Here is a 15870-nt window from a genome sequence, read left to right as displayed (position 1 = left end):
CTTCCGACACCCTTGCAGGAGGCATCCCCGTGACCGCCCGATCCGCTCGTAAGACGGCAGCGCCCCCGGCCAAGACGCCCGCACCCCGGGCCGCCCAGGAGGTACGCAAGGCGCCGCCGCTCGACCCCGGGGACCGGGCGAGGCTGCTCGCCGGGGAGCACCACGACCCGCACGCCCTCCTCGGCGCGCACCCCGTCCGAGGCGGCGTCGCGATCCGGGTCCTGCGCCCGTACGCCCGTGAGGTCGCCGTCCTCGCCAAGGGCAAGCGCGTCGTGCTGCACGACGACGGCGACGGCCTCTTCTCCGGGCTCCTGCCGCTGCTGCGCAAGATCCCCCCGTACGAGCTGCGCGTCCGCTACGACGGCGACGAGCTGCCCGTGGAGGACCCGTACCGCTTCCTGCCCGCGCTCGGCGACCTCGACCTGCATCTGATCGGCGAGGGCCGGCACGAGGAGCTGTGGAAGGCGCTCGGCGCCCGGCCGATGGTCCACCAGGGCGTCAGCGGGACCCGGTTCACGGTCTGGGCCCCCAACGCCCGCGGTGTCCGCGTCACCGGCGACTTCACGCACTGGGACGGCACCGCGCTGCCGATGCGCTCCCTCGGCGCGACCGGCGTCTGGGAGCTGTTCGTGCCCGGGATCGGCGAGGGCGCGGTGTACAAGTTCGACATCACCCGTCCCGACGGCAGCCACACGCTGCGCGCCGACCCGATGGCCCGCCGCACGGAGTGCCCGCCGAACACCGCCTCGATCGTCACCGACTCGTACCACGAGTGGAGCGACGCCTCGTGGATGGCGAGCCGTGGCGCCCGCCCGCACCACGAGGCCCCGCTCTCCGTCTACGAGGTGCATCTCCCCTCCTGGCGTCCGGGTCTGACGTACCGGCAGCTCGCCGAGCAGCTGCCCGGCTACGTCCGCGATCTCGGCTTCACGCACGTGGAGTTCATGGCCGTCGCCGAGCACCCCTTCAGCGGTTCCTGGGGCTATCAGGTCACCGGCTTCTACGCGCCGACCGCCCGCATGGGCACGCCCGACGACTTCAAGTTTCTCGTCGACGCGCTGCACCGGGCCGGGATCGGCGTCCTGATGGACTGGGTGCCGGCGCACTTCCCGCGCGACGACTGGGCGCTGGCGGAGTTCGACGGCCGGCCGCTGTACGAGCACGAGGATCCGCGCCGGAGCGCGCACCCCGACTGGGGGACGCTGGAGTTCGACTACGGCCGCAAGGAGGTGCGGAACTTCCTGGTCGCCAACGCGGTCTACTGGTGCGAGGAGTTCCACCTCGACGGCCTGCGCGTGGACGCGGTCGCCTCGATGCTCTACCTCGACTACTCGCGCGAGAACGGCGAGTGGCTGCCGAACGAGTTCGGCGGGCGGGAGAACCTGGACGCGGTCGCATTCCTCCAGGAGATGAACGCGACGGTCTACCGGCGCTGCCCCGGGGTCATCACCTTCGCCGAGGAGTCGACGGCCTGGGACGGCGTGACGAGGGCGACCGACCAGGTGGGCCCCGGCGGCTTCGGCGGTCTCGGCTTCGGCATGAAGTGGAACATGGGCTGGATGCACGACTCCCTCGGCTATGTCTCCAAGGAGCCGGTGCACCGCAAGTACCACCACAACGAGATGACGTTCTCGATGGTGTACGCGTACAGCGAGAACTACATCCTGCCGATCTCCCACGACGAGGTCGTGCACGGCAAGCAGGCCCTGGTGTCGAAGATGCCCGGCGACTGGTGGCAGCAGCGGGCCAACCACCGCGCGTACCTCGGCTTCATGTGGGCCCACCCGGGCAAGCAACTGCTTTTCATGGGGCAGGAGTTCGCCCAGGGCGCGGAGTGGTCCGCCGAGCACGGGCCGGACTGGTGGCTGCTCGACCCGTCGTACGGCGCGGAGGCGGACCACCGGGGCGTACGGGACCTGGTGCGCGATCTGAACACGGTGTACGGGGCCACCCCGGCGCTGTGGGAGCGGGACACCTCGCCCGAGGGCTTCCAGTGGGTGGTCGGCGACGCGGCCGAGGACAACGTCTTCGCCTTCCTCCGCTACGACGCCGAGGGGTCGCCGCTGCTCGCGGTCTGCAACTTCTCCCCGGTCGTACGGCACGACTTCCGGCTCGGGGTCCCGGACGCCTTCGCGGCCTGGGTGGAGGTCCTGAACACGGACGAGACGCGGTACGGCGGCGGTGGCGTGGTGGGGACCGACCCGGTGAAGACCGAGTCGGTGCCCTCCCACGGCCGTTCGGCGAGCGTACGGATGACGCTGCCGCCGCTGGCGACGGTGTGGCTCAGGCCTGCGTGAGTCGGACCGCTTGAGGCAGGCCCCTCCGACTCGGGCGGCCTGGCTCAGGCCTGCCTGATGACGCCGAGCCGCTGAGTGGCCCGGGTCAGCGCCACGTACAGGTCGTTGATGCCGTGCGTGGCGCCGGCCCGGATGCCGTCCGGGTCGACGACGAGGACGGTGTCGAACTCGAGGCCCTTGGCCTGACGGGGGTCGAGGAGGACCACCGGGCAGGTCAGATCGGGCGCCGCGCCGTGCGAGGCGTCCGGCAGGGCGGCGATCAGCTCCGGGTGGAGCTCCGGCGGGGCGATGACGGCGAGGCGGCCCTCGTCGCGCACCTCGGCGGCGACGGCGTCGGCGGTCTCCTTCACCGGGTCCTCGACGGTCCGCTCCCAGGGCTCTACGCCGGTGGAGCGGACCGAGCGGGGCGGCTCGAACCCCGGGTCGGCCTCGCGCCGGACGTCGGCGGCGACGGCCATGATCTCGGCAGGGGTGCGGTAGTTGACCCCGAGCCGTACCAGCTCCCAGCGGTCCTCCACGTACGGCGCGAGGATCCGCTCCCACGCCCCCACGCCCGCCGCGTCACCGGTCTGAGCCGGATCGCCGACCAGGGTCATCGACCGGTTCGGGCTGCGGCGCATCAGCAGCCGCCAGGCCATCGCCGAGAGCTCCTGCGCCTCGTCGACGATGATGTGGCCGAACGCCCAGGTGCGGTCGGCGGCGGCGCGTTCGGCGGCGCTGCGGTGGTCGGCCTCCTCGTGCCGCTCGGCGAACCGCTCGGCGTCGATGATGTCGTGCGCGGCGAGGACCTCGGCGGCGTCCTTGTCCTGTTCCTCCTTGTCCTCGAACTCGTAGGTGCGGGAGGCGTACGACACGTCGAGCACGCCCTGCGCGTACTGGATCTGCTTCTCCCGCTCGGCCTCGGCGGCGGCGCGGGCGGCGGAGTCGTCCACGCCGAGGAGTTCGGCGGCCTCGTCGAGCAGCGGTACGTCGGCGGCGGTCCAGGGGCCGCCCTCGCGCCGGATCGCGGCCGCGTCCTCGTCGGTGAGGTGGGTCGGCTCGGCGAGGTAGTCGGCGAGGAAGGACTCGGGGGTGAGCGGCGGCCAGAGGGTGTCGATGGCGGCGTGGACGTCCCGGCTGGTGGCGATGCCCTTGGCGAGCAGGGCGATGTCGTCGGGGCCGAGGAAGTTGGGGCCGCCGTAGGGGTCGGCGCCGATGCGGTCGGCGAGCTGCTCGGCGAGCGCGTCGAGGATGTTGAAGACGAAGTAGGGGCGGGCCAGGTTGTGCGGGAGGGCGGTCTCGCGGGCCTTGTGACGGGCCTCCAGGGCCATGTCCCAGTCGATGATCAGATCGCCGTCGTCGTGCGGGACGATCAGCGGCTCGCCGCGCTCGGGGACCTGCTGCCGGTCGCGTACGGCCCGGGCGAGCGCGTCGGCCATCGCGGCGGCGCCCTTGACGGCGGCGGCGCGCGGGGTGTCCGTACCGGTGGCGCGGACGCCGGGGAAGAGTTCGGCGGGGGTGGCGAGCAGGACGCCGGTCTCGCCGAGGGAGGGCAGGACGTTGCCGATGTAGCCGAGGAAGGCGGGGTTGGGGCCGACGATGAGCACCGCGCGCTTGGCGAGCTGCTCGCGGTGGGCGTAGAGGAGGTACGCGGCGCGGTGCAGGGCCACGGCGGTCTTGCCGGTCCCGGGGCCGCCCTCGACGACGAGGACGCCGCGGTGCGGGGAGCGGATGATGCGGTCCTGCTCGGCCTGGATGGTCTGCACGATGTCGTGCATGCGTCCGGTGCGGGCCGCGTCGAGCGAGGCGAGCAGCACCTCGTCGGCGTCCCGGTTCTCGTGCCCGGTGCGGGTCCGGTCGGTGAGGTCGAGGACCTCGTCGTGGAGGGCGGTCACCTCGCGTCCCTGGGTGGTGATGTGCCGGCGGCGGCTGAGACCCATCGGCTCGTACCCGGTGGCGAGGTAGAACGGCCGGGCGACGTCGGCGCGCCAGTCGACGACGAGCGGGGTGCGGTTCGGGTCGTCCTTCCGGATGCCGATCCGGCCGATGTGATGGTCGCGCCCGTCCCGGAAGACGAGCCGCCCGAAGCAGAGGCCGCTCTCCCCCGCGTTGAGGGCGCCGAGCACCCCGGACTGTTCGGCCACCAGCACGTCACGCTCGAGACGTCCTTGATTGCCGACCCAGGGCGTCTTCAGGGCCTGGCCGACGGCCGCCTCGGCCTGGTCCCTCAGGTCGTCGAGTCGTGCGTAGAGCTCTGTGATGAATTGCTGCTCTTTCCGAAATTCCTCGGTTGACAATTCGACTCCCGGCGCGATACAGTGCGTTTATTGAACTTCTCCGCGTCTTTTATTGTGCGTAGACACGGAATCCATGAATATACGCGAGCGATAGCCCCGACTGCAATTCTAGTCGGGGTATTTTCATGTCTCATGGGGAGAGACATGCGGAAGGACGCGGCGCGCGATCTGCTGATCGCGCGGGGAGCGGACCGGCTGGACCACCCGGGCGGCACCCTGCTCGCCCATCTGGACCGGGTCGAGGCCCGGCTGGCCGCCTGGGGCGCCCGGGAAGCGCTCCGGCTCGCAGGCCTGTGCCACGCCTTCTACGGTACGGACGGCTTCGCCGAGCATCTGCTGCCGCTGGAGGCGCGGGCCGTCCTTGCGGGGGCCATCGGCGAGGAGGCCGAGGAGCTCGTGTACTTCTACGCGAGCTGCGACCGTGATGTCTCGTACGCGGAACTCGGAAATGAGGACGGCCGCTTCCGGGACCGGTTCACGGGCGGGACCTTCACACCGACGGAACGGCAGCGGAGGGATTTCGCGGAGCTGACGGCGGCGAACGAACTGGATGTGCTGCGGGAGAACCGGGAGCTGTGGTCCCGGTACGGCGGCGGGCTGCTGAAGCTGTTCACCCGGTGGCGGTCGCTGCTGAGCGAGCCGGCCTTGGAGGCTGCCCGCGAGCTGCTGACCTTGCGGGGCGCGGAGCGTGAGGCGTTTCTGCGGGGGCTGGAGCGGGGTGACGTCGTACGCGGTGTCGTCTCGCGCATCGCGAGCTTCGGTGGCACCTTCGTGGAACTGGGCGGCGTCGAGGCCCTGATGAACTTCCCCGAGGTGTCGTGGTCCCGCTACGACTTCCCGTCCGACGTCATCGCCGAGGGCGAGGAGCACCCCTTCATGGTCCTCGACGTCGACATGAGCCGGGAGCGGATATCCCTGTCCCTCAAGGCACTGGAGTCCGATCCGATGGCCGCGTTCGCGCGCGCCGGGTTCGGCGGTGTCCGGGTCGGGACGGTCACCGCGATCGCACCCTCCGCGGTCCTGGTGGAGATGGCCCCGGGCGTCGAGGGACTGCTGCACGAGAAGGACCTCGGGGGCCTGGCCCCGCGCGAGGGGGACGAACTCACCGTCGAGGTCACCTCCGTCAACCTCGTCACGCGTCGCGTCGCGCTCCGGCTCCGCGGATAACCCCGTGCGGCGAGGAAGCGGAGTCGCTACCGTCGTCCGTATGAAGCGTGCCGCGATCATCACGACGACGCCGGAGAGTGTCCCGGCGCGCTGACCGCTGTCTTACGTCACGAAGCCCCGGGGCCGAGCGCCCCGGGGCTTCGTCGTTCCTCCGGTCGCTCGCCCCCGGGCGGCCACCCCCAGGAGGGCGACATGCACCACGACCACCGCAAGCTCGGCCGCGAGCTGGACCTGTTCGACACCGACCCGTTGATCGGAGCCGGTCTGCCGTACTGGCTGCCCGACGGGGCCGTCGTACGGCACGCCCTGGAGGAGTACGTACGGGAGGTCGAGCGGCGGGCCGGGTACCGCCACGTGTACTCGCCCGTCCTCGGCAAGCGGGAGCTGTACGAGATCTCCGGGCACTGGGCGCACTACAGCGACGACATGTTCCCGCCCATGGAACTCGGCGGCGAACAGGTCGTCCTGCGGCCCAGTCTCTGCCCCCACCACGCCGTCATCTACCGCTCCCGCCCCCACAGCCACCGCGACCTCCCGCTGCGCATGGCCGAACTCGGACCCATGTACCGCTCCGAACTCTCCGGCGTCCTCGGCGGGTTGACCCGCGTCCGGGCCATCCAGCTCAACGACGCACACATCTTCTGCGCCCTGGAGCAGGTCAAGGAGGAGGCCGCGGGCGCCCTGGAGCTGATCCGGAGGGCGTACGAGGCGATGGGCATCGTCCCCGCGCGGTACCGGCTCTCGCTTCCCGGGCCCGGAGGGAAGTACGTCGACGCCCCCGAGCTGTGGCGGCGCTCCGTCGACCTGCTCCGGGAGGTGCTCGACGACTCGGGGCTGCCGTACGAGTCCGCCGAGGGCGAGGCCGCGTTCTACGGTCCGAAGATCGATGTGCAGGTCGCCGACCGGGCCGGGCGTGAGTCCACCCTGTCGACCGTGCAGATCGACTTCCACCAGCCGGAGCGGTTCGACCTGCGCTACATCGGCGCGGACGGCGCGCGGCACCGTCCGGTCATGATCCACCGCAGTGTCGTCGGCAGTGTGGAGCGGGCCGTCGCCCATCTGCTCGAACAGCACGGCGGCGCGTTCCCCGGCTGGCTCGCCCCCGTCCAGGTGGTCGTCCTGCCGGTCTCGGAGTCCGAGCGGGCCGCCGCCGAGGCGCTGGCCGCGCGGTGCGTCGGGCGCGGGCTGCGGGCGGAGGTGGCGGGCCCTGACCGGGGCAGCCTCGGTGCCCGCGTCCGGGAGGCCCGCCTCGTCCCGTACCAGGCCGTCATCGGCGCGCGGGAGGCCGCCGACGGCCTGGTGGCGCTGCGGCTGCGTGACGGCCGCAGGCTCGCCCCACTGCCGGCCGACGAGGTGCTGCGGCGGGTCGAGGGCCTGGTGGGGGCGCACAGCACCGTGCTGTGGGACGACTAGCGGGGTGACCGGTCATGAGCGGGGTGACGGTCATCGATCGATCCCCGTGCCGCGTGTCGGCCCCGGCGCGGGCGGCGGGGGTGTCGTCGGGGTCGCGGGACCGCGGGAGGCCGGGGGACGGGTCGGGGTCGGCGTCACGCCGGGCAGGAACGCGGCGCCAGGGGTCACCCGCACCGTCGTGTCGCCCTGCTGGAAGGCCGGCGCGGGCGCCCATGCGCTGCTGCAGCTCCCGGTAGAGCGGCTCGTATTCCCCCGTCACGGGCACGTGCGGTTCTTCCCTTCCCCTGTTCGTCCGGGACGCTCCGGGCTCAGACCCCACGCTGCTGGAGAAGCGCTCGGATCACCTCGATGTCGTCGGCGGTCAGCTTGCCGAGGCCCCGCGCCTGGTTGACCACGGCCAGGGTGTTGTCCTGGTGCGTCGGCGCGGTGTGGGCCGGGTCGAACCACTCCTCCTCGAAGTCCCAGGCGGCGATGGCGGCCAGTGCCTCGTCGCGGGAGATCTCACCCGCCGCGTAGCGGTCGATGTACGCACGCAGCGATGGTCTGTCGGTCATTGCCCGTGGTCTCTCTTCTCCGGTCGCGACGTCTGCCGTCGTCGTGTCAGGTGATCCTGCCCGAGGATTACCGGGGCGCCAGAGCCAGTACGTCCTCCAGTTCCTGGAGGAGGCGGCGCTTCGGGCGGGCACCGACGATGGACTTCACGGGTTCGCCGGCGTGGAACACCAGCAGTGTCGGTGTGGCGAGGACGCCGTAGCGGACCGTGGTGTCCGGGTTGCGGTCCACGTCGATCTGGACGATCATCAGCCGGTCCCGTTCCTCCTCCGCGATCGCCTGGAGCACCGGCACCAGTTGGCGGCACGGGCCGCACCAGTCCGCGGTGAACTTCACGAGGACGGGCAGCTCCGCACCGAGGACCTCGGCGTCGAAGTCCGCGTCGCTCACGTCGGTCACGTCCGCCGTGTTCGCCGTGTTCGCCATGTTCGCCATTCCGTCAGCCTCCGAGTTCGCATGTGGGTTCCGGGCCGCCCGGCAGTTCCGCCTCGGCCCGCAGCAACTGCGCGGCGACCTGGGCGCGTACGGCCTGGAGCTGGTCGACGAGGGCGTCCAGCTCCGCGAGCTTGCTGCGGTACACGTCGAGCGAGGCGGGACACGCGTCCCCCGCCGGGTGGCCGGCCCGCAGGCACTCGACGAACGGCCGGGTCTCCTCCAGCTCGAACCCGAAGTCCTGCAGGGTCCTGATCTGCTGGAGGAGACGCAGGTCGTCCTCGTCGTACGTGCGGTAGCCGTTCTCCGTTCGCCGGGCGGCCAGGAGGCCACGGGACTCGTAGTAGCGCAGAGTCCGCGTGGTCGTTCCGGCACGCTCGGCCAGCTCGCCGATTCGCATGCCGTTGAACGTACGCCTTGACGCCGACGTCAAGGCAACGGTTCGGCGCGCTCCGGCTCGATCCCCAGGACCTGCGCAGGCCGGGCCGGCACTGCTGCGGCGCCGACGACGCGACGGGCCGGTCCGGCAGAGACGGCTGGATCGTCTCCCACCGTCCACAGGGGACGGTGGGCGACTCCATGTGGATCAGCGCACCGCCGCTACGACTTCTCGTCAGGGCGAGACAGGTTGTGCCATGCATGTCCGCACGTGCCCTTGCAGTACGTCTGCCTGCGACGGGTGTCGGCGACGGAGAACACCGAGACGAGCACTCGGAACGCCGTGACGTGTTCGTCGGCGGGGAGAGTTGCGAACCCGTAGCGAGGCGGGTCCATGCAGATCATCACCGACGGATTGGCCGTGGGCTTCACCCCGGACCGGGCAACGCCCGCGCGCCCGTCCGCCGCCGTGATGTGCGCCTGCATCGCGTAGCCGCCGACCTCTCGCAGTACGGCCTGCCGTCCTACCGGCGAAAGGGTGGAGAACCAGGCTGCCCCGTCGTCCAATGTGCGGAGCCCTTGGGCGACCTCGTTGACGACTCGCTCGGCTTCACGCCGAGTGGCTTGCCCGTCCTCACCGCTGCTCCCCACCATCTCCCGATCATTCCACGTGCCCCGTCGACCGAGAACGAGCCGGAGGCGGCGGCCCGAGGGAGCGGGCTAGGGAGCGAGGCCGCGCAGGAGGGGGATTATTTGTGATTCCTCGTACGCGAAGTGCTCCACCAGCTCTCCGTGGAGCCGGTCGAACTCCGCGTGCAGGTCCGCCGGACGGGTCTCGTCGAGGCGGGACAGGAGGTGTTGGAGTTCGTCCAGGATGCGGGCCACCGTGCCGTGCTCGGTCCGCAGGCGGTCGAAGGTTTCGGCCTTCTCCGGGAACTCCCGTGCCAGGTAAGGGAAGAGGCCCGCGTCCTCGCCGCCGTGGTGGACGGCCATCGCCGAGCAGAAGGTCAGGCAGTGGCGGCGTAGTTCGACGGTGAGGTCCGGGGCGCCCGTGGCGGTGCGGGCGCCGATGCCCTCGCGGAGCGCGGTGAGCTCGTCGCGGAGCCAGTTGTGGATCGTGACCAGCTCGTCGGCGAGGGCGTCGAGCCGGTCCGGTGGGGTGTAGGTGTCCTCGGGGATCCGGTGGAGGGCGACGACCGGGATGGTCCGGTCGGTGCGCCGCTGGTAGTCGGCGTAGCCGGGGGCCTCGGCGACCACCTTCGCGAAGAGGGCGTCGCGCTCGGCGCCGGTGGCGGCGACGGCCGTCGCCTGCCAGGTGTCGCTGCCCGTCTCGACGGTGACCGTGGGGTTCACCAGAAGGTTGCGGTACCAGTCCGGGTGCCGGTCGGAGCCTCCTGCGGAGCCGACGACCAGGATCCGGTCGCCGTCCTCGACGAAGCCGAGCGGGGTGGTGTGGGGTTCTCCCGACCGGGCGCCGGTGGTGGTGAGAAGAAGGAGCACCCATCCCTCGAAGGGGCCGCCGAGCTTGCCGGCGTTGGTGCGGAATTCATCGATGATCGGGGTGTTGAAGTGGAGAGGCAAAGCCGTCCCTACTGTCCTCTTGCCTCCATGCCTCCGCTTTCCAGCGCGGACCGGCACGCGACGCGAGTTCCTTCATCTCAGCGGCACGACGGGCGCGTTGTCAAGACTCGTTTCCCGCTGCCGGAGGAAGGAGGGGTTTGCGCTCCACCGGGGACGACAGGACGATCGAGGTGGTCGTCCGGCCGAGCGCCGCGGTCTGCTCCAGGACGTCTTCGAGGTGGATGGTGTCGGTGACGGCGACCTTGAGGATCCAGCAGTCCTCACCGACGACGTGGTGGACCTCGAGGACCTCCGGGCGGGCCGTGAGCTCCAGTGTCCTGGGGTGTTTGAGGGTGTAGCCGCCGTGCGGGTCGACCCGGATGAAGGCCTGGATGCCGTAGCCGAGGCGGGCCGGGGAGACATGGGCGCCGTAGCCGGTGATCACCCCGCAGGCCTCCAGTCTCCGTACCCGCTCGGTGACGGCCGCGGGGCTCAGCCGGACGCGCCGGCCGAGCTCGCTCAGCTTGATCCGGCCGTCGTCCTGGACGAGCTCCAGGATCTGCCGGTCGATGGGGTCGAAGGCCCCCGCCGAGGTTTCGTTGGCGGCAGGACGCAGATGCCGTGGTTCCTTCGGTGCGGCGGCCTGGACTCCCATGTTTCCCCCTTCAGTCAACGAGCGCTCAACGTAACACTTGTCGCATGAACATTCTGATCATCGGCGGAAACCGCTATATAGGAAAGCGATTGACGTCCCGTCTCCTGCAATCCGGCCATGGCGTGACGATTCTCAACCGGGGTTCTTCGGGCGTACCAGAAGGCGTGGAACATCTGATCGCCGACCGGAACGACGAGGCCGCTCTGGAAAGCGCGCTGGGCGCCCGGGCATTCGATGTCGTCGTCGACCAGGTCTGTTACACCCCGCGCCAGGCAGACATCGCGCGGCGGGTTGTCGGGCCGCGCACAGGGCGTTACGTGATGACGTCGACGGTCGAGGTGTACGAGTACGAGCACGCGGCCGAGCCCGTACGGGAAGAGGCGGTCGACCCGCGTACCGTCGCCGTCGATCCCGACCTGCCGTGGGACGACCCGGAGTTCCTCGACGCCCACTACGGGGAGGGGAAGCGGCAGGCGGAGGCGGTCTTCGCGGCCGGGCCCGCGTTCCCGTACACGGCGGTGCGGGTCGCCCATGTGCTCGGCGGCGAGGACGACTTCACGGGCCGGATCGGCCACTACGCGGACCGTATCCGGGCCGGCGAGCCGATCTCCGTACCGGCGGAGAACCACCCGGCCACCTATGTGTACGTGGAGGAGGTCGCGGAATTCCTGGCGTGGGCGGTGGAGGCCTCGTTCACCGGGCCGGTCAACGCGCATTCCCACGGCCCGCTCACCACCGCCGAGATATGCGCGGAGATCGAGCGCCGGATCGGGGGGCGGACCGTATTCCAGGAGGTGGAGGTCGGCGAGGTGTCACCCTTCTCCTTCGCCCGCTCGTACGGAATGGACAACTCCCGGGCGACGGCTCTCGGATTCTCCTTCCGGCATTCCACGGAGTGGCTGGGGCAGGCCCTTTCCGAGACGCTGGGGGTGCGCTGATGCGGTACCGCATGCTCGGAGACGTACGGGTCGGCGCGGTCGGTCTCGGCGCGATGCCGCTCTCCATCGAGGGGCACCCGGACGAAACCCGCGCCCTCGCCACGGTCCACGCGGCCCTGGACGCGGGCGTGACGCTGCTCGACACGGCGGACTCCTACCACCCGCCGGGCGGTGAGCCGGGCGCCGGCGAGCTGCTGGTTGCGCGGGCGCTGGCCACGTACGGGGGTCGTGGCCGGACCGGCGACGTGCTGGTGGCGACGAAGGGCGGGCGGGGGCGGACCGCCGACGGCGGCTGGACGGTCGACGGGCGGCCGGAGCATCTGCGGCGGGCGGCCGAGGCGTCGGCGCGGCGGCTCGGCGTCGAGGCGATCGGGCTGTACCAGCTCCACAAGCCCGACCCGGACGTGCCGTACGCGGAGTCGCTGGGTGCGATACGGGAGTCGCTGGACGCGGGCACGGTGCGGCTGGCCGGGATCTCGAACGTGGACGTCGGTCAGATCCTGCTCGCGCGGGAGATCCTGGGCGAGCGGCTCGTCTCCGTGCAGAACCGGTACTCCCCGGCGGACCGGACCTCCGAGCCGGAACTGCGGCTGTGCGCGGAACTCGGTCTCGCGTTCATGCCGTGGAGCCCGCTGGGCGGGATCTCGCGCAGCTCGCTGGACGGGGCGTCGTCCCTGGAGGCGGACCCGGAGTTCGGGGCGTTCCACCGGGTGGCGCGGGAGCGCGGGGTGAGCCCGCAGCGGGTGGCGCTCGCCTGGCTGCTGGCCCGATCGGAGACGGTGCTGCCGATCCCGGGCGCGAGCCGGCCGGAGACCGCGCGGGATTCGGCGGCGGCTGCCGAACTCGTGCTGAATACACAGGAGTTGGCCGAGCTGGACGTTCGGTAGTCGTTCGGTAGTCGAAGGCACCGGACCCATTGACGGGTCCGGTGTCTCCATCTACAAAAGCTTCCTGAGAGCGCTCTCACGCCCTCAACCCCCACCGGAGGTGTTCTCCTTGAGCCGCGTCCGACGCACCCCTCTCCTTGCCTCACTCCTTGCCGCCGCCCTCGCCGCCGGCGCCCTGATCGGCCTCGGCGGGGCCGGCACCGCCAGCGGCGCCGTACCCCCGGCGCCCGGCTGGTCGCTCCAGTGGAGCGACGACTTCAACGGCCCCGACCGGTCCCTGCCGAACGGTGCCGACTGGCAGATCGACACCGGACACGGCTATCCCGGCGGCCCCGGGAACTGGGGCACCGGAGAGATACAGAACTACACGTCGAGCCCCGACAACCTGCGCCTCGACGGCACCGGCAACCTCCGCATCACCCCGCTCAAAGACGGCGCGGGCAACTGGACCTCGGCCCGGATCGAGACGAAACGCGCCGATTTCAAGGCTCCGGCGGGCGGGACCCTCCGGATCGAGGGCCGGATTCAGATGCCGAACGTGACGGGCGAGGCCGCCAAGGGCTACTGGCCCGCGTTCTGGGCGCTCGGCGCCCCCTACCGGGGCAACTACTGGAACTGGCCCGCCATCGGCGAGTTCGACATCATGGAGAACGTCAACGGGCTCAACTCGGTCTGGGGCGTGCTGCACTGCGGCGTGAACCCGGGCGGGCCGTGCGGTGAGACCACCGGCATCGGCGCCAGCCGCGTCTGCCCCGGCGCGAGCTGCCAGTCGGCCTTCCACACGTACCGCTTCGAGTGGGACCGCTCGGTCTCCCCCAACGAGCTGCGCTGGTACGCGGACGACCAGCTCTTCCACAGCGTGAACGAGACCCGGGTGGGCGCCCAGGCGTGGGCCGACATGACCAGCCACGCGGGCTACTTCCTGCTCCTCAACGTGGCGATGGGCGGCGCCTTCCCTGACGCCCTGGGCGGCCCGACTCCGACGGCCGCGACGGTGTCCGGACGGCCGATGCTCGTCGACTACGTGGCGGTGTGGACGAAGGGCGGCGGTACGACGACCCCGCCGACCACGCCTCCGCCGACCACCCCGCCTCCCTCCGGCTCCTCGCAGCTGTATCTGCGGACGGGGTCGGGCGCGGGGGACGCCCAGGCGGCCGCCTCGACGGTGACCCTTGCCTCGGCGGGCGGTGGCAACCACGACGGAGCGCCGGCCAACCCGCAGGTCTTCACCTCCGGTCCGATCACGCGGACGTACAACGGCGGTGCGACCCAGTTCGATCTGTTCGTGGACGCCGGATCGGTGGTCGCCAACGGGCAGCAGGTCCGGGTCAGCTACGACCGTACGGGCGACGGGAGCTGGGAGCGGGTGGAGACGTACCAGTACTTCGCGACCGATCCGGTGCCGGGGTACGAGCACTACACCCAGGCGAGCGGCCTGAAGTCGGCGACCGGCAGCCACGGGAACCTGTCCGGCGGACGGGTCCGGGTCGAGGTGTGGAACGCGATCGGGAACGGGGCGAGCACGGTCGGCGTCGGGAACCAGTCGGTGGTCCGGATCCCGTTCGCCTGACCGGTGACGCGGATCGATGACGCGGAGGATGAAGCGGATCGGTGACGCGGATCGATGACGCGGATCGGTGACGCGGATCGGTGACGTACGGGAAAGGCGCCCCCGGCCGTGTGTGCGGCCGGGGGCGTCCCGTACCCCGGAGCCCGGATCCGGCTCAAGGCCCGGGAGCCGGGGTGGTCTTCGGATCCAATGTCCTGGATCCAATGTCCAGGATCCAGTGTCTCGGAATCATGGATTCTGGACATTGGATCCAGGATCCGATGCCGCTCAGACGCTCACGTGGGCCTTCTCGTCGCCCTTGCCGAGACGCTGGTCCGGTACGTCCGAGTCCTCGTCCGGCTCCGGCAGGGGCGCGTGGTCGTCGACGAGGGTCTTCTCGTCGAAGGGGACCCGGCCCGCCAGCACCTCCGCGACCCGCTCCTTGTCGATCTCCTTGGTCCAGGTGCCGACGAGGACGGTCGCGACCGCGTTGCCCGCGAAGTTCGTCAGGGCGCGGGCCTCGCTCATGAAGCGGTCGATGCCGACGATCAGGCCGACGCCGTCGACGAGCTCGGGGCGGTGCGACTGCAGGCCGCCGGCGAGGGTCGCCAGGCCCGCGCCGGTGACACCGGCGGCGCCCTTCGACGCGATGATCATGAAGACGAGCAGGCTGATCTGCTCGGCGACGGAGAGCGGGTTGCCCATCGCCTCGGCCACGAAGAGCGAGGCCATCGTCAGATAGATCGCCGTGCCGTCCAGGTTGAAGGAGTAGCCGGTCGGGACGGTGATGCCGACGACGGGCTTGCTGACACCCAGGTGCTCCATCTTCGCGATCAGTCGCGGCAGCGCGGACTCGGAGGACGAGGTGGAGAGGATCAGCAGGAACTCACGGCCCAGGTACGTGAGGAGCGTGAAGATGTTGACGCCCGCGACGAGCCGCAGCAGCGCGCCGAGCACCACGAAGACGAAGAGCGCACAGGTGACGTAGAAGCCGATCATGATGACGGCGAGCGACTTCAGCGCGTCGATGCCGGTTGCGCCGACGACCGCCGCCATGGCGCCGAACGCGCCGATCGGCGCGACCCACATGATCATGGCGAGGATACGGAAGACCAGCCGCTGGATGTGCCCGATCCCGCGCAGCACGGGCTCGCCTGCCCGCCCCATGGCCTGGAGCGCGAAGCCCGCGAGGAGCGCGACGAGCAGGGTCTGCAGGACCTCGCCCTCGGTGAAGGCGGAGACCAGCGTCTTGGGGATGATCCCGAGCAGGAAGTCCGCCGTGGACTCGCTCGCCCCGTCGGCCTGCTGGGCGCCCGCCTCGGCGACCTCCTTGGTCAGGTGGAGGCTGGAGCCCGGCTCCAGGATGTTGCCGACGACCAGGCCGATGGCGAGGGCGACGGTCGACATCACGAGGAAGTACCCGAGCGCGAGCCCGCCGACCGCCCCGACCTTCGCCGCCTTGCGGACCGAGCCGACGCCGAGAACGATCGTGCAGAAGATGATCGGCGAGATCATCATCTTGATCAGGTTCACGAAGCCGGTGCCCAGCGGCTTGAGCTCGACGGCGAAGTCCGGCGCCACGAAGCCGACCGTGACGCCGAGGATCACGGCTCCGATGACGGCCAGATAGAGATAATGGGTGCGGTCCCGCTGTGCGGCCACGGGGTCCTCCTCGTGCTGATGGATGTCCACGTCCCGGTGGATCCCAGCGAATATCCATCAGCCTGTGACCCGGGTCACGCTTACGTTCGTTTCGTTCACGGCCG

The 15870-nt window shown here is 70.8% G+C and carries 14 protein-coding genes; 6 read left to right on the top strand and 8 right to left on the bottom strand.

The window, feature by feature from the left end; genetic code table 11:
- Positions 1-29 precede the first annotated feature (29 nt).
- Positions 30-2297, top strand: coding sequence for a 1,4-alpha-glucan branching enzyme (gene glgB, locus ACFY8U_RS24540; protein ID WP_389573605.1), 2268 nt, complete (start codon positions 30-32; stop codon positions 2295-2297).
- 44 nt (positions 2298-2341) lie between these two features.
- Here glgB and ACFY8U_RS24535 read toward each other — a convergent pair whose 3' ends face one another.
- Positions 2342-4573, bottom strand: coding sequence for a HelD family protein (locus ACFY8U_RS24535; RefSeq protein WP_389573602.1), 2232 nt, complete (start codon positions 4571-4573; stop codon positions 2342-2344).
- Positions 4574-4717: 144 nt separating this feature from the next.
- Between ACFY8U_RS24535 and ACFY8U_RS24530 the strand changes: the two genes are divergently transcribed.
- Both ACFY8U_RS24530 and thrS read left to right on the top strand, forming a co-directional pair.
- Complete coding sequence (locus tag ACFY8U_RS24530) at positions 4718-5740, top strand: DUF6817 domain-containing protein (RefSeq protein ID WP_389573599.1); 1023 nt, start codon at positions 4718-4720, stop codon at positions 5738-5740.
- Between the two features lie 192 nt (positions 5741-5932).
- The gene (gene thrS / locus ACFY8U_RS24525; protein ID WP_389573596.1) at positions 5933-7153 is read left to right on the top strand and encodes a threonine--tRNA ligase; all 1221 of its coding nucleotides are present in this window, start codon (positions 5933-5935) and stop codon (positions 7151-7153) included.
- Between the two features lie 308 nt (positions 7154-7461).
- Here thrS and ACFY8U_RS24520 read toward each other — a convergent pair whose 3' ends face one another.
- From ACFY8U_RS24520 to ACFY8U_RS24495, 6 genes are all read right to left on the bottom strand, one after another.
- Complete coding sequence (locus ACFY8U_RS24520; RefSeq protein WP_389573594.1) at positions 7462-7707, bottom strand: hypothetical protein; 246 nt, start codon at positions 7705-7707, stop codon at positions 7462-7464.
- Positions 7708-7774: 67 nt separating this feature from the next.
- A complete protein-coding gene (locus ACFY8U_RS24515) occupies positions 7775-8140 on the bottom strand; it encodes a thioredoxin family protein (protein WP_389573591.1) in 366 nt (121 codons plus the stop codon).
- Positions 8141-8144: 4 nt separating this feature from the next.
- The gene (locus ACFY8U_RS24510) at positions 8145-8537 is read right to left on the bottom strand and encodes a MerR family transcriptional regulator (RefSeq protein ID WP_361599625.1); all 393 of its coding nucleotides are present in this window, start codon (positions 8535-8537) and stop codon (positions 8145-8147) included.
- Positions 8538-8737: 200 nt separating this feature from the next.
- Positions 8738-9169 carry a DUF5958 family protein gene (locus tag ACFY8U_RS24505; protein WP_389573588.1) on the bottom strand — a complete coding sequence of 144 codons (432 nt, stop codon included), beginning with the start codon at positions 9167-9169 and terminating at the stop codon, positions 8738-8740.
- Between the two features lie 66 nt (positions 9170-9235).
- Positions 9236-10096, bottom strand: a complete 861-nt coding sequence (locus ACFY8U_RS24500; RefSeq protein ID WP_389573585.1) for a nitroreductase/quinone reductase family protein — start codon at positions 10094-10096, stop codon at positions 9236-9238.
- A 100-nt stretch (positions 10097-10196) separates the two neighbouring features.
- On the bottom strand, positions 10197-10730 hold the full coding sequence (locus ACFY8U_RS24495) for an Lrp/AsnC family transcriptional regulator (RefSeq protein WP_389573582.1): 534 nt from the start codon (positions 10728-10730) through the stop codon (positions 10197-10199).
- Positions 10731-10774: 44 nt separating this feature from the next.
- On the opposite strand from ACFY8U_RS24495, the gene ACFY8U_RS24490 reads away from it, so the two are divergent.
- The 3 genes from ACFY8U_RS24490 (at position 10775) to ACFY8U_RS24480 (ending at position 14125) form a co-directional block, all read left to right on the top strand.
- Entirely contained in the window at positions 10775-11668 is an 894-nt protein-coding gene (locus ACFY8U_RS24490) for an NAD-dependent epimerase/dehydratase family protein (RefSeq protein ID WP_389573579.1), read from the top strand.
- The gene (locus ACFY8U_RS24485) at positions 11668-12555 is read left to right on the top strand and encodes an aldo/keto reductase (protein ID WP_389573577.1); all 888 of its coding nucleotides are present in this window, start codon (positions 11668-11670) and stop codon (positions 12553-12555) included. The genes ACFY8U_RS24490 and ACFY8U_RS24485 overlap by 1 nt, the downstream gene beginning before the upstream one ends.
- Positions 12556-12664: 109 nt before the next feature.
- Positions 12665-14125 (top strand): glycoside hydrolase family 16 protein, encoded by a 1461-nt coding sequence (locus tag ACFY8U_RS24480; protein ID WP_389573574.1) that lies wholly within the window; start codon positions 12665-12667, stop codon positions 14123-14125.
- 267 nt (positions 14126-14392) lie between these two features.
- Here ACFY8U_RS24480 and ACFY8U_RS24475 read toward each other — a convergent pair whose 3' ends face one another.
- Complete coding sequence (locus tag ACFY8U_RS24475) at positions 14393-15790, bottom strand: cation:dicarboxylate symporter family transporter (RefSeq protein ID WP_389574147.1); 1398 nt, start codon at positions 15788-15790, stop codon at positions 14393-14395.
- Between the last annotated feature and the right edge of the window lie 80 nt (positions 15791-15870).

The sequence above is a fragment of the Streptomyces sp. NPDC012508 genome, assembly GCF_042902595.1.
In the GTDB taxonomy this organism is placed as follows: Bacteria; Actinomycetota; Actinomycetes; order Streptomycetales; family Streptomycetaceae; genus Streptomyces.
Note: the sequence above shows the minus strand (reverse complement) of the source record. Positions and strands in the feature narration are given on the sequence as shown.